Below are 13,276 nucleotides of genomic sequence, written 5' to 3'. Positions count from 1 at the left end.
CAGATCGAGCCATCATATCGAGGACCGGCAGCACCACCGAAACGTCGTGCACCGAGATCCCCCATCCGGTAGACCCCGGTTTTCGGGCCCTGAGGAGTATCGGCACGCTCACGAGCGGTGTTGCCGGAACATACAGCAAAGTGACGGGGCTCATACCGAGCCACCGTCACTCTGCTTACACGGGTCGAGCCCGCACTCGGACGCTCAGTGCGCGGAGGGGCCCCACTCCATCGGCACGCCCTTGGACGCGAGGTAGGGCAGCGGATCCATCTTGCCGCCGGACTGGTCCCAGATCTCGAGGTGCAGGTGCGGGCCGGTGGACTGGCCGCGGTTGCCGACGGTCGCGATGACATCGCCCGCGTTCACCCGCTGACCCTGGGTGACGAGCATGTCGTTGACGTGGCCGTAGACGGCGGTGGTGCCGTCGTCCTGGAGCACCCGCACCCACAGGCCGAAGCCCGAGGCCGGGCCCGCCTCGATGACGGTGCCACTGGACACGGAGTGGATCGGGGCGCCGAGCGCGTCGGCGAAGTCGAGACCGTAGTGCATGGCACCCCAGCGGGCGCCGTAGCCGGAGCTGATCGGGCCGGCGACCGGGCGGGCGGCCTGCGGCGGCGCGACCTGGTGCTGGATGCCCTGGATGATGTCCTCGACCTGGGCCAGCGGGGCCGCGATCTCGGGCGGCAGGTTGCCGATGCCGAAGGGCGCGGCGACGGGGGCGGCGATCGGCGCGGCGACGGCGTCGACCTGCACCGGGGCGTCGGCGGCGGCGGGCGCGGCGACCTGCTTGGCGGCGACCAGGTCGACGTCGGCGGTCCGCGCGGAATCGGGGACGACGGATTCCTCGACGTCGTCGTTGTGCGTCGGCAGCAGCGGGGCCGCGTAGGCGATCGTCGGCGCGACCTGAGCGGCGATGCCGACCAGCGCGCCGGTGGCGACCGCGGCACTCGCGGCGACGCGCATCCGGTCGGTACGCGAGGGCTCGGCGCGGTGCCGGCTGGGGCGCCCGGCGCCTCCGTCACCCAGCAGGGTCTTGACGGAGATGGATTCGGGGCCCATACGGTGCTGCGACAACGGTTCGTCCTAGCGTCCGACAACAAGGAAGACGAAACCAGCTCCCACCGGCCCGGAATCCGCTCGCGCGGTTCCCGTTGCCGATCCGTGTGTAACGTTTCGGCATCCGTCGTGACGGGAACTCTACCCCGTCGTGACCATTCCGCAACCTTCGATCTCGAAGTCGCAGGTAGGACGCCCGTCACACCGTCACGATCCCGCCTCCGAGGCCGTTACCGAGGCCTCGGCGATGCTTGAATCCCCGCCGAGGGGACAGACTCGGAGCATGGTGATCGAGAGTTTGCGCGTCCCTGTCGTCGCCGCCCCCATGGCGGGCGGCCCCTCCACCCCCGAACTGGTCGCGGCCGTCGGCCGGGCGGGCGGTTTCGGCCAGCTGGCCGCCGGGTATCTGGCCCCCGCCGCGGTGGCCGAGCAGATCGCGGCGACCAGGGCCGCCACCTCCGAACCCTTCGGCGTGAACCTGTTCGCGCCCGGCCCGGTCGCCGACCCGGCCTCCTATGCGAGCTACCTGGCCGAACTCGGCGTGCGGTTCCCGCTCGGCACCCCCAAGCACGACACCGACGCGTGGGAGGACAAGGTCGACCTGCTGGTGGCCGACCCGGTGGCGGTGGTGTCGACCACGTTCGGCTGTCCCACCGCTGTCGAGGTGGACCGCCTGCACGCGGTCGGCACCGAGGTCTGGGTGACGGTGACCTCCCCGGCCGAGGCGCTGATCGCGATCGACGCGGGCGCCGACGCGCTCATCGCGCAGGGCGCCGAGGCCGGTGGGCACCGGGCGACCTTCCTCGACGATCCGGCCGAGGACGCGGTCGACCCGCTCGGCCTGCTGGCCCTGCTCCAGCTGCTCACCGCCGTCACCGACCGCCCGATCGTCGCCGCGGGCGGCATCGCCACCGGCGCCGGCCTGGCCGGCGTGCTGGCCGCGGGCGCGGCGGCCGGGCAGCTCGGGACCGCCCTGCTGCGCTGCCGGGAGGCCGGGACCAACGCCGTGCATCGCGACGCGATCGGCTCGGCGGAACCCACGATGCTCACCCGGGCCTTCACCGGACGCCGCGCGCGCGGAATCCGCAACCGTTTTCTCGTGGAGCACACCGCCACCGCGCCCGCGGCCTACCCCGAAATTCATTACGCCACCGCGCCGTTGCGGGCCGAGGGCCGCTCCGCCGGCAACCCCGACGATGTGAATCTGTGGGCGGGGCAAGCCCATTCGCTGACCACCGGGCAATCGGCAGGCGAACTGGTGGCCGACCTGGCCGCCGACGCCAAAACCGCACTCCGGAAAGCACTTTCGGAGTGAATCCAGGGTTATTGACAACGAATATCGTTTAGACTCGAGGAGGCATCGCAGCCCGCCGACCACCACCAAGCAGGAGGAGAGCGCCATGTCCCTCGATGTACCAGCAGCATTGCTCGAGCGCGCCGAACAGGGCGACATCGACGACGCGGAATTCGTCGAATGTGTCCGCACATCACTGCCCTACGCCTGGGAAGTGGTGAGCCGGGTCGCCGGCGAGCTGCGGTCCGGTGACGCGGAATTCGCCGACAACGTGGTGCCGCCGCCGGACGAGGTGGCCCGCGGCCAGCTGCTGCGCGCCCTGGCCTCCGACTCCATCCGCGGTGGCCTGGAACGGCACTTCGGCGTGAAGCTGGCCTTCCAGAACTGCCACCGGGTCGCGGCCTTCCCGCTCTCGTCGGTCGGCAACGAGACCTACACCCGCTACATCAGCCCGCGGGCCCAGCTTCTCAACCAGAGCCCCGAGCTCCGGAACTGTTGAGCACCAGCGTTTCTGTCGACAACTGAATATCGACAACTGCATCGCACAACAGGATCCGACAACAGAACAAACAACTGAAGAGACAACAGAACAGAAACGGCGGGCGTGGAAGCGATTCCACGCCCGCCGTTTCGTGCGGGGATCAGCCCAGGGTCACGACATCCAGCTCGCCCTCGGCGTACTGCGCGCGCAGACGCTTCTTGTCGAACTTGCCGACGCTGGTCTTGGGCACCTCGGCGATGAAGGTCCAGCGCTCGGGCAGCTGCCACTTGGCGAACTTGTCGGCCAGGAAGTCACGCAGCTCGGCGGCCTCGGCGCCGGAACCCTCGGACAGCACGATGGCGACCAGCGGGCGCTCGTCCCACTTCTCGTCCGGCACACCGATGACCGCGGCCTCGGCGACGGCCGGGTGGCCCATCACGGCGTTCTCCAGGTCCACCGAGGAGATCCACTCGCCACCGGACTTGATGACGTCCTTGGAGCGGTCCACCAGGGTGAGGTAGCCGTCGGGGCTGATCTTGCCCACGTCGCCGGTCCGCAGCCAGCCGTCGTCGAACTTGTCCGGGTCGATCTCGGCGCCGGACGGCGAGTAGTACGAGCCGGTGATCCACGCGCCGCGGACCTGGAGCTCGCCGAGGGACTCGCCGTCGTTCGGGACGACCTTGCCGTCGTCACCGACGAGCCGGGCCTCGACATTGGCCGGGAAGCGGCCCTGGGTGTAGCGGTAGGCCCAGGCCTCCTCGCCCTCCACCCCGGCGGGCGCGTGCGCGACACTGCCCAGCGGCGAGGTCTCGGTCATGCCCCAGGCGTGCAGGATGCGCACGCCGTGCTTCTCCTCGAACGCGCGCATCATGGCGGGCGGCACCGCGGAGCCACCGACGACGGCTGTGCGCAGATGCGAGATGTCCTGCGGCTTGGCCGCCAGACCGGCCAGCACGCCGCCCCAGATGGTGGGCACCGCGGCGGCGAAGGTGGGCTTCTCGGCCGCCATCATCTCCAGCAGCGGACCCGGCTGCAGGAAACGGTCCGGCATCAGCACGTTCGCACCCGACATCAGCGCCGCGTACGGCAGGCCCCACGCGTTGGCGTGGAACAGCGGCACGATCGCGAGCACGTAGTCCGAGCCCTGGAAACCCATGCCGTTGGGCGAGTTCACCTGCATGGCGTGCAGCCAGTTGGAGCGGTGCGAGTAGACGACGCCCTTCGGATCGCCGGTGGTTCCGGAGGTGTAGCACATCGCGGCGGCCGAGCGCTCGTCCACGACCGGGAAGTCGAACTCGGCGGACTGGCTGTCGAGCAGCTCGCGGTAGGAGTGCACCTGGATGCCCTCGGGCGCGGTCAGCGCCGACGCGTCACCGTTGACGACGATCACGTGCTTGACCGTGGTCAGGTTCGGCAGGTACTGCGCGAACAGCGGCACCAGGGTGCCGTCGACGAGGACGACCTGGTCCTCGGCGTGGTTGGCGACGAACACCAGCTGCTCCGGGAACAGCCGGATGTTGAGCGCGTGCAGCACCGCGCCCATCGCGGGCACCGCGATGTAGGCGACCATGTGCTCGTTGTTGTTCCACATGAAGGTGCCGACGCGGTCGCCCTCTTCGATGCCGAGTCCGCGCAGCGCGTTGGCCAACCGGGCGGCGTCGGCGCCGAGCTCGCGGTAGGTCATGGTGCGCACCCCGTCGCCGGTCCAGGTGGACACGGTCGAATCGCCCTGGAAGGTGGCGGCATAGTTGAGCAGTTTGGCCAGCGACAGCTGGTCGTCCTGCATGGTGCTCAGCATCGGGAAACTCCTTCGGTCTCGGCGCGGCATGAGCCACGTCACATCGGATGCTACCGAAAAGAGACCAAGCGGCAATTGTTTCCCAGTGCAACTTTTCCTGGTGAACCGCGTGTTCAGCGTCAGCCCTCTTGCGCGCCGTGCGGCGGCTCGGCGCCGGGTCCCCGATGATGCGCCGGCACACCGGGACCCGCGTGCTCGGCGTTGTGCACGGCGTCGACGACCAGCCTGCGCACATGGTCGTTCTCCAGGCGGTAGTAGATCGTGGTGCCCTCGCGCCGGGTGTGCACCAGCCGGGCCATCCGCAGCTTCGCCAGGTGCTGGGACACCGACGGACCCGGCTTGCCGACCTCGGCCGCCAGCTCGTTCACCGACAGCTCCCCCGCCGCCAGCGCCCACAGCACCCGCACCCGGGTGGGGTCGGCGAGCATCCGGAACACCTCGACGACCAGCCCCACTTGATCGTCGGCCAGTGGTGCGGATGCCGGGCGGCCGTCTGCGCTCATGCGCAGATGATAGGCACGCTCAGCGCAGGGCCAGGTCGGCCAGCGCGGTCCAGTCGGCCAGCACCTGCTTGCGGCGGACCCGGTCGCGGCCGACCATCTCGTCGAGGGTCGCGCCGCGCACCAGGTTGATGGTGAGCCAGAAGGTGCTCTCCAGCCGCTCCCGGGTGATCGCGGGGTCGATCAGCCCGGCACAGCGGTCGAGCAGTTCCACGGTGAGCTCGTGCTGGACCCGCAGCATCTCGCGACGCAACGGCGGGTCGTTGGCGATGCCGACATAGAGCTCGACGGCGGCGCGGCCGAGCTTGCCCGCGAACGTCGCGGTGACCAGTTCCACGAGCACCGCGCCCGCGGCGGTGTCGCCGGGCAGGGCCCTGGCCCGGCGCTGCATGGCTTCGCGCTGTCGCTCGGTGAGATGCCCGATGGTCTGGGCGAACAGTTCGCTCCTGGTGTGGAACTGATGCAGCTGCGCGCCCCGGGTGACGCCCGCCCTGGCCGTGATGTCGGCGATGGAGGCGCCCGCGTAGCCGGCCTCGGCCAGGCTCTCGATCGCGGCATCGAGCAGCAGCGCCCGCGTCCGCAGACTCTTCTCCTGATGCTTGTTCGGTGGCAACTCCGGCATCACCACAGTATAGGGCCCGAAAATTCCGTGCTGCCTTGCACGCAATTCAATGCTGGACGTACTGTGTCGAGCATGGCTGTTGACCGGATGCTGCCCACCGACGAAGCGCGCGAGCTGATCGAGCTGACCCGCGACATCGCCGACAAGGTGCTCGAACCGCGCGTCGCCGAGAGCGAGAAGACCGGCGTCTTCCCCGACGGCGTCTTCCCCGCGCTCGGCGCCGCCGGGCTGCTGAGCCTGCCGTACCCGGAGGAGTTCGGCGGCGGCGCGCAGCCCTACGAGGTGTACCTGCAGGTGCTCGAGGAACTGGCGAGCCGCTGGTCCGCGGTCGCCGTCGCGGTGAGCGTGCACGGCCTGTCGTGCCATCCGCTGTTCACCTACGGCACCGACGAGCAGAAGCAGCAGTGGCTGGCAGGCATGTTGTCCGGCGAGACCGTCGGCGCCTACAGCCTGTCCGAGGCACACGCGGGTTCGGACGCGGCCGCCCTGCGCTGCCGCGCCACCCCCGTCGACGGCGGCTACCGGATCACCGGCACCAAAGCCTGGATCACCAACGGCGGCCGGGCCGACTTCTACACCCTGTTCGCCCGCACCGGCGAGGGCTCGCGCGGCATCTCCTGCTTCCTGGTCCCCGCCGACACCCCCGGCCTCAGCTTCGGCAAGCCCGAGGAGAAGATGGGCCTGCGCGGCATCCCCACCACCACCGCCGCCTACGACGACGCCTTCCTGCCCACCGAACGCCGGATCGGCGAAGAGGGCCAGGGCCTTTCGATCGCCTTCAGCGCGCTGGACGCGGGCCGCCTCGGTATCGCCGCCGTCGCCACCGGCCTCGCGCAGCGCGCCCTCGACGAGGCCGTCGCCTACGCCAAGGAGCGAGAGGCCTTCGGCCGCAAGATCATCGACCATCAGGGCCTGGGCTTCGTCCTCGCCGACATGGCCGCCGCCGTCGACACCGCCCGTGCCACCTACCTCGACGCGGCCCGCCGCCGCGACGCCGGCCTGCCGTATTCGCGCCAGGCCAGCGTCGCCAAGCTGGTCGCCACCGACGCCGCCATGAAGGTCACCACCGACGCGGTGCAGGTCTTCGGCGGCTACGGCTACACCCAGGACTTCCCGGTGGAGCGCTACATGCGCGAGGCCAAGGTCATGCAGATCTTCGAGGGCACCAACCAGATCCAGCGACTGGTGATCGCACGTCATCTCGCGGGCTGAGCTACCCCGCAACGCGCTGATCATCGCGGCTGCGAGGCTTCCGGCAACCGATCAGTAAACTGGACAGCATCTCGAGACCTCGGACGAAAGAGGTGCGCGATGCTGTGGTGGTTGATCGTGATCGTCGTCGTGTGCGTGGCGGCGCTGCTGTACCTGCGAGCCGAACAGAACAAGCGGACCGCGCGCGAGCTCGAAGAAGCGCAGGCCGACGCCAGGGTGACGATCGAACGCCTCGGCGGCCAGGTCTACCAGCTGTCGCCGCGCAACGAAGCGGCCCGGCAGGCCCTGGCCGACGCGTCCGAGCGCTACAACGCCGCGGGCGGCCAGATGGACCGGGCGAACTCGCCCGTCCAGGCCCGCCTGGCCAAGCAGACGGCGCTGGAAGGGCTCTATTACATCCGGGCGGCGCGCACCGCGATGAATATGGACCCGGGCCCGCCGGTCCCCGCCCTCGATGGTCAGGACATCGCGGGACAGGTCGACCGGCCACGGGTCGTCGAGCACAACGGCCGCCGCATCGCCGCCTCCCCCACCCCGTCCCAGGGCACGCCGAACTACTACCCCGGCGGTCGGGTGGCCGGTCGCCCGGTCCCCGCGGGGTGGTATTCGGAGCCGTGGTGGAAGCCCGCGCTGATAGCCGGCGCCTGGGGCGCCGGTTCGGCACTGCTGTTCACGACATTGTTCGCCGGGATGTCCGGAGTCGGCTACGACGCCCAGGCGTTCGAGGACGGCACCGGCGAAGCGGCACTCGACCAAGGCGACCAGGGCTTCGGCCAGGATCCGGGGTACGACCCGGGTCAGGATTCAGGTGACTGGGGCGGCTCCTCCGATGGCGGGTTCGACAGTGGATTCGACGGGGGCGGATTCGACGGGTTCTGAACCCGGGCGGGGTGGGGCATTGGCGTTGCCGATGCCGCCGGTACTGCGCCGCGGGCCGGCTCGCGCGCCCACCAGGTGATCGGTGTCGGCCCGGCTCCGACCGCATCGGCAGTGCGGTTGGGAAGTGTTGTGGGCGTACATGTCTCGGTTCGATCGCCCTGAAGCCGATTTTCCGCCGCCCGGATCGCGGTCCGGACCGGCCGATGACGACGTATCGCCTGCGGGGTCCCAGCCCAGCACGGCAGCGGACCACGTCGAGAACCGGTCGCCGGGATCGCAACACGGCGACACTTCTTGCTCGGGCGCGGCCCGACGGCCGGGTGCGGATCTCAGGTCGGGACCTCGGCCCAGCTTGTGGTGTGGCGGCGGCACCGCAGGCCGGTCCGCAGGTTCCGAACCGCGCGTTCCGCGAGGTGCCCGATCCCAGGCAGTCCGGTGGCCGACCGCACGCCGACGGGGACCACCAGCCGGAACGGTGCCGGTCAGCACGGTGCTGGCGACGAGGGCGAAGGCGATCACCATCGCGGCGACGGCGAAGCCGAGGAACGCGTGATGGAGGGAGTCGTAGGCGGAGCTGGGTGCGGTATCGATCGATTCGTCGCCCGTCGGGCCCTCGCCGAGCTCGATCGGGGTCGCGTGCACCGGCGGCATCACGAGAGGCGTTGCCTCTACGTCACTTTCGGCAGACACCGCGACGGTCGCCGTCACCGGGCCGGACGCGGGCCGTGCGCCGGGGTCGTCCGGCGGCGCCTGCGCGTCGACCGGCGGTCCGGCCTGCGGCCCCACCTCCGGCGGCGCCTGCCATGGCCCGATCCACTCGGCGAACGGCCCGAGGTCGACCAGCCCACCGAGCAGATCGACGAGCCGATCCGGCTGCCGCAGCTCGGGTGGCAACCAAGCCGCCAGCCCGCCGAACATCGACTCCGGCTGGGGTGATGCCACCGAAACCCGCGCGTCGACCGCCAGCGCACGACCGTCGTCCGCCGCCGCCACCCCGCCGACCGACATGGCTCCTGACACCATCCCGGCCAGCACGATCCCACGAACGATCCGAGCTCGGAACATCACCCTCCTCTCCCACTCCTCGACAGACAGCAGCAAGTCGTGCGCGCACACAAGTAACCCCCGGGCGTAAGCCGACGGGAACGCTAGACCACAAAACCCGCAGGCCAGACGCTCACAGGCGTTTCAGATCAGCGTGTCGCGCGACCCCGGCCGGTATCCTCGATGCTGCGCGCGACCAAGACCATTCCGAGCGGGAGAACGAGAATGACGCAGATCGCGGTTACCTCTTTCACGCACTCCACCATCCGCCTCGAACACGGCGGCCAAGCCCTGGTGATCGACCCCGGCGCGTTCGCCCCCGCCAACGCGTTCAGCGGCGTCACCGCCTTCCTGGTCACCCACGACCACCAGGACCACGTCGATGTCGAACGGCTGGCCGCGGCCCTCACCTCGAACCCCGAGAGCCACGCCTGGACCTCCGCCGACGTCGCCGACCAGCTCACCGCCGCGGGCGCCCCCACCGCCCGGATCACCGCCGTCACCGGCGACGAGACCTTCACCGCCGCAGGCTTACCCGTGCAGGCGTTCGTCGGCGAACACGCCGAGATCTACCGCACCCTGCCGACGTCCCCGAACATCGCCTACCTGATCGACACCCGCCTCCTGCACCCCGGCGACGCCTTCCCCACCCTCCCCGGCGACCCCACCGTCGACGTCCTGTTCCTCCCCGTGAGCGGCCCCTGGATGCGCTTCGCCGACGCCGTCGACTACGTCGACACCGTCCGCCCCCGCGTCATCGTCCCCATCCACGACGGCGACCTCATCGACGCGGGCCGAGCCCTCACCGACCAGATGAGCGCCCTCTTCCCCGGCAACCCCGAGTACCACCGCCTCCCCACCGGCGAACGCACCCTCCTCTGATCCCCCACCGACTCCGTCACCCCACCCCCGCACGCTATACTCGGCTCGGTTCGAACCGGTCCCCCAAGCCCGGTCCCCACCACCGAACAACCCCGCCTTCGTAGCTCAGGGGATAGAGCACCGCTCTCCTAAAGCGGGTGTCGCAGGTTCGAATCCTGCCGAGGGCACAAGAATCCGCCTGGCGCGAGGAGGAACGACAATGTCGAATCCGTCGACAAAGTTCCCCCCGCTGCCGGATCGCATGACCTGGGCCGAGTTGAGCGCCCTGCCCCCGGACCAGTCAGAGCGCATCGAATTGATCAAAGGGCGCCCGGTGTGGGTTCGTACCGGCCCGCCGGAACACCAGCGCTTCGCCACGCGCCTGCGCAACGCACTGGAGAACGCCGCGCGACGCAGCATGAAAACCCGCCCCGGTGAGTGCTGGCAGGTCGACACAGAGACCAACGTCTTCCTGAGTCGCGCAAAGGATGATTTCCTCACCCCGGATTTCATGGTCTATCACTGCCCTGACGAGCCGTGGACACCGATCTTTGCCGAGGACGTCGTCATCGTCGGCGAAGTGCTCTCCCCGTCCAACCACATCGGCCAAATGCTGATGAAACAGGCGCGCTACGCCGAGGCCGGGATCGAAGAGTACTGGGAAGTACTGCTCGATCGCGAAGGCCGCCGGATCGACACCATCCTGACCTACGTGCTGGCGACTCCCACCGACCTTCCGCCCGGCGTCACCCCGTTGCGCCCGCGACAGTACGCACTGGTCAGCGAGTGGTCCCCGACCGTCCACCCCGAAGTCGAACTGAACCACCCCTTCCCACTCACCCTGAGCTGGGCCGACCTCGAATACTGAGAGCCTGTCAGTCCTGCTGCCTAGACTTCACGGCGAGGCGGCGTCTCGACGACAAGACTTCAGGGAATACATGCAGGCCAATTGCGCGCCATGGGCGCGAAGATCGAATTGCTGCGTCGACTGGGTGCGGTCGAGGAATTCGAGCGTCGATTCGAACAGGACGAGGAGTTCGGCGAGATATACGACGTCTCGCGTTTGTCGCTCCCCGCGGGCGTGGCAGGGGCCGAGCATCTGCCGGGGGGGACTTCGAGCTTTCTGTGCGCTGACCGAATGCGCCGCAGTTCGGTGACCTGGAGTTCCACGGGCACAGAGAGTTTCGTCCGCAACGGCTGATCGATCACAACGGTGAGGTCATCGATGTCGGCAACACGCTGACCGTCGGCCGGGTGGGAGACAACTCGTCGATCGTCGTCGATGTCGATACCGAAGCGATGTTCATCTTCGACTTCCTGTACTTCCGGCATGCCTTGGATACCGGGTTCGTGCTGCGGTGCGGCAGCGTGGCGGAGTTCATCGACACGGTGGCGTTGGGACCTCGGTACCTGGACATCTACGGTCCTCACGAAGGCCGGAACGAGGCGTGGTGGTCGACCGACCCCTGGTATCTATATCTCAGGGAGCTGGACCTCATCTGAATCCGGTCCGGCGGACTCGAACTCTGCTGAGGGCAGATTGCGACCAGCCCTCGGTCGCGAAGTATCCGGGCGGGAAGCATGGCCGGTCTGCGCGATGGAGGAAGGTGTGCGTAATGAATCCGCTGATGTCCGCCGATCCGTCTGTGCTGCATCCGATGCCGGAGCCGAAGAGAACTCGGCATCGACCGCGGCTGCGGGGGCCTCGCCGGCTACGTTGTCAGTCCGGGTCGATCCAGCTGGGAAATCGTCGAGTCGCTCGCCGTTCGGGGCGGTCCAGATTGCCCGACTCCCATCGATGACCTTCCGATGACCATGCACTACGGACAATCCCGACCCAGTGGCCGTCGTCATCGATCAAGCAGTGTTCTTCTGCATTACCGGAGCAGATCGCCTCGACCAACCCGAGCGCAGGAACCGGGCGGTCGCGGTCCACGGACACATAGTCGACAACTATGTTGAAACACCAACCTGTCTCGATCCGCGCAGCTTCGTCATCGAAGCGGGTGACCCGGATGCTTCCACGAGACTGACCATCGGGCTGGATTACGCGCGCGGATAGGACTACTACCTCCTCGTAGAGGAATGTATCGGCGTCATACTTCACCGCGAGGTCGCACAACCCGACAACGAGTGCTTCCCAGCTGCCCTGGTCGCTCACCGTTGCACTCCTTGCTCAGCCACAGGGGTTGGTAACCGTTCCCGAATATTGCCATGCCATGGACCCAGTCTTCGCTGCGATGGAGGGTGACTTGGTGCGACATGGGGTCTCCGATTCCGATACGGCGGACCAGTAGTACGTGGGCCGCCGACGGCTTATGGTCGTGCTCGCGTTCATGACGAGCGCATCGAGAGAGGTAAGAAATGGCGGTGGCCAGCACTGAAAGGTCACCGGTCCCCACCGCCGTTGAACCTCGTCAGATGACTGCCACTCATCGAGCGAGGCGATCAGTTCCTCGAGACGCTGCGGGGACATGCGCTTGACGTTTTCCCGTCCGCAATGTTCAACGCGGTCCCGCGTACCAGCCGACGAAGTGAGCCACGGCCGAAGAGAACTCGGCTTCGACCGCGGCCCGGTCCTCGCCGGCTACGTCGTCAGTTCAGGTCGATCCAGCTGGGAAACCGCCGTGTCGCGCGCTGTTCGGGACTGTCCAGGCTTCCCGATTTCCAACGGTCACCATTGGGAGCCCAAGCCTCGAAAACGACTCCAACCCATCGACCGTCGGCGTCGATCAGGCAGTGTTCTTCGGCGTTGCCCGAACAAATCGCTTCGACCAACCCGAGTGCGGGCACCGGACGGCTGTGGTCTCCGGCGACATAGTCAACGACCAGATCGAAGCACCATCCGGTCTCGATCCGTGCCGCTTCATCATCGAAACGGGTGATCCGCACGGTGGCTGACTCGTGGCCTTGACGGGGAGTCCGTGAAGCCAGCGAGACCACCGATTCATACAGGTAGGCCTCGGCATCAAACTTCACCGCCAGATCGCACAACCCGAGAACGAATTCTTCCCAGCCGCCCTGGTCGCTCACCGTTGCACTCCTTGCTCAGCCACAGGGGTTCGTCACCGTTCCCGAATACTGCCATGCCATCGACCCGGAGGGGCGACCCCCGTATACGCCGCTCCCCTTGGCAGCGGTCCTGAACTCGCCTGGCTGGCACTGCAACTGGCCCTGAGCGGTGTACTTCTCGTTCGCCTTGGGCCCGGTGACTGGATTACTCCCAGACGTACCGACCGCAACCCATTTTCCGTTCTCCTTCTTCTCGAGCTGGACCAACACGTCCAACGAGTCGATGGCGGCCGTGCAGGAGATTCGCCCTTTGCCGACGATCCAACCGGGCGACCCCTTCGAGTGGTGTGGATTGTTCGCCTCCACATGGCATGCGGCATTGCCCGGCGCTGCACCAGCGATGGTGGGCGAGAGCCCCGGCGCGATCAAAGCTGCCGCGACCAAAGCTGCGGCGGGTACAGACATTCATGCGCATCAGGTGGTGAGAGAGTCTGTGTGATGGAGGAAGTTTTCGAGC

Annotated in this window: 16 protein-coding genes and 1 tRNA gene; 10 read left to right on the top strand and 7 right to left on the bottom strand. The window is 68.2% G+C overall.

The window, feature by feature from the left end:
* Nucleotides 1-204 precede the first annotated feature (204 nt).
* Nucleotides 205-1,074 (bottom strand): M23 family metallopeptidase, encoded by an 870-nt coding sequence (locus tag EL493_RS07555; RefSeq protein WP_030200504.1) that lies wholly within the window; start codon nucleotides 1,072-1,074, stop codon nucleotides 205-207.
* 265 nt (nucleotides 1,075-1,339) lie between these two features.
* Here EL493_RS07555 and EL493_RS07550 point away from each other — a divergent pair, with 265 nt between their 5' ends.
* Together EL493_RS07550 and EL493_RS07545 are read left to right on the top strand one after the other, a co-directional pair.
* Nucleotides 1,340-2,371 (top strand): nitronate monooxygenase, encoded by a 1,032-nt coding sequence (locus EL493_RS07550; protein ID WP_022565778.1) that lies wholly within the window; start codon nucleotides 1,340-1,342, stop codon nucleotides 2,369-2,371.
* An 85-nt stretch (nucleotides 2,372-2,456) separates the two neighbouring features.
* Nucleotides 2,457-2,849 carry an SCO5389 family protein gene (locus tag EL493_RS07545; RefSeq protein ID WP_022565779.1) on the top strand — a complete coding sequence of 131 codons (393 nt, stop codon included), beginning with the start codon at nucleotides 2,457-2,459 and terminating at the stop codon, nucleotides 2,847-2,849.
* A 142-nt stretch (nucleotides 2,850-2,991) separates the two neighbouring features.
* On the opposite strand, the gene EL493_RS07540 is transcribed toward EL493_RS07545, so the two are convergent.
* From EL493_RS07540 to EL493_RS07530, 3 genes are all read right to left on the bottom strand, one after another.
* Entirely contained in the window at nucleotides 2,992-4,629 is a 1,638-nt protein-coding gene (locus EL493_RS07540; protein WP_019044999.1) for a long-chain fatty acid--CoA ligase, read from the bottom strand.
* A gap of 119 nt (nucleotides 4,630-4,748) precedes the next feature.
* A complete protein-coding gene (locus EL493_RS07535) occupies nucleotides 4,749-5,132 on the bottom strand; it encodes an ArsR/SmtB family transcription factor (RefSeq protein ID WP_051719381.1) in 384 nt (127 codons plus the stop codon).
* Between the two features lie 19 nt (nucleotides 5,133-5,151).
* Nucleotides 5,152-5,751, bottom strand: a complete 600-nt coding sequence (locus EL493_RS07530; RefSeq protein ID WP_019044997.1) for a TetR/AcrR family transcriptional regulator — start codon at nucleotides 5,749-5,751, stop codon at nucleotides 5,152-5,154.
* Between the two features lie 72 nt (nucleotides 5,752-5,823).
* Here EL493_RS07530 and EL493_RS07525 point away from each other — a divergent pair, with 72 nt between their 5' ends.
* Nucleotides 5,824-6,963 (top strand): acyl-CoA dehydrogenase family protein, encoded by a 1,140-nt coding sequence (locus tag EL493_RS07525; protein ID WP_030200511.1) that lies wholly within the window; start codon nucleotides 5,824-5,826, stop codon nucleotides 6,961-6,963.
* 99 nt (nucleotides 6,964-7,062) lie between these two features.
* Complete coding sequence (locus tag EL493_RS07520) at nucleotides 7,063-7,842, top strand: hypothetical protein (RefSeq protein ID WP_019044995.1); 780 nt, start codon at nucleotides 7,063-7,065, stop codon at nucleotides 7,840-7,842.
* Here the strand turns inward: EL493_RS07520 and EL493_RS07515 are convergent.
* Complete coding sequence (locus EL493_RS07515; protein WP_022565781.1) at nucleotides 7,768-8,907, bottom strand: hypothetical protein; 1,140 nt, start codon at nucleotides 8,905-8,907, stop codon at nucleotides 7,768-7,770. The genes EL493_RS07520 and EL493_RS07515 overlap by 75 nt on opposite strands.
* Nucleotides 8,908-9,111: 204 nt before the next feature.
* Here EL493_RS07515 and EL493_RS07510 point away from each other — a divergent pair, with 204 nt between their 5' ends.
* The 5 genes from EL493_RS07510 to EL493_RS07490 all read left to right on the top strand — a co-directional run bounded on the left by EL493_RS07510 (nucleotide 9,112) and on the right by EL493_RS07490 (nucleotide 11,250).
* The gene (locus EL493_RS07510) at nucleotides 9,112-9,768 is read left to right on the top strand and encodes an MBL fold metallo-hydrolase (protein WP_019044993.1); all 657 of its coding nucleotides are present in this window, start codon (nucleotides 9,112-9,114) and stop codon (nucleotides 9,766-9,768) included.
* 94 nt (nucleotides 9,769-9,862) lie between these two features.
* Nucleotides 9,863-9,935 (top strand) — tRNA-Arg (locus EL493_RS07505).
* 32 nt (nucleotides 9,936-9,967) lie between these two features.
* Nucleotides 9,968-10,615 (top strand): Uma2 family endonuclease, encoded by a 648-nt coding sequence (locus EL493_RS07500; protein ID WP_022565783.1) that lies wholly within the window; start codon nucleotides 9,968-9,970, stop codon nucleotides 10,613-10,615.
* Nucleotides 10,616-10,705: 90 nt separating this feature from the next.
* Nucleotides 10,706-10,948, top strand: coding sequence for a hypothetical protein (locus tag EL493_RS07495; RefSeq protein WP_126405611.1), 243 nt, complete (start codon nucleotides 10,706-10,708; stop codon nucleotides 10,946-10,948).
* Nucleotides 10,949-11,001: 53 nt separating this feature from the next.
* Nucleotides 11,002-11,250 carry a hypothetical protein gene (locus EL493_RS07490; RefSeq protein ID WP_019044990.1) on the top strand — a complete coding sequence of 83 codons (249 nt, stop codon included), beginning with the start codon at nucleotides 11,002-11,004 and terminating at the stop codon, nucleotides 11,248-11,250.
* Nucleotides 11,251-11,467: 217 nt separating this feature from the next.
* Here the strand turns inward: EL493_RS07490 and EL493_RS07485 are convergent, their stop codons facing one another.
* Both EL493_RS07485 and EL493_RS07480 read right to left on the bottom strand, forming a co-directional pair.
* The gene (locus tag EL493_RS07485) at nucleotides 11,468-11,908 is read right to left on the bottom strand and encodes a hypothetical protein (RefSeq protein WP_022565784.1); all 441 of its coding nucleotides are present in this window, start codon (nucleotides 11,906-11,908) and stop codon (nucleotides 11,468-11,470) included.
* Between the two features lie 434 nt (nucleotides 11,909-12,342).
* On the bottom strand, nucleotides 12,343-12,780 hold the full coding sequence (locus EL493_RS07480; protein ID WP_022565785.1) for a hypothetical protein: 438 nt from the start codon (nucleotides 12,778-12,780) through the stop codon (nucleotides 12,343-12,345).
* A gap of 175 nt (nucleotides 12,781-12,955) precedes the next feature.
* Here EL493_RS07480 and EL493_RS07475 point away from each other — a divergent pair, with 175 nt between their 5' ends.
* Nucleotides 12,956-13,258 (top strand): hypothetical protein, encoded by a 303-nt coding sequence (locus EL493_RS07475; protein ID WP_126405608.1) that lies wholly within the window; start codon nucleotides 12,956-12,958, stop codon nucleotides 13,256-13,258.
* Nucleotides 13,259-13,276: the final 18 nt, after the last annotated feature.

The sequence above is a fragment of the Nocardia asteroides genome, from assembly GCF_900637185.1.
Lineage (GTDB): Bacteria > Actinomycetota > Actinomycetes > Mycobacteriales > Mycobacteriaceae > Nocardia > Nocardia asteroides.
The sequence above is the reverse complement of the archived record's forward strand: the minus strand, read 5'-3'. Positions and strand labels throughout refer to the sequence as shown.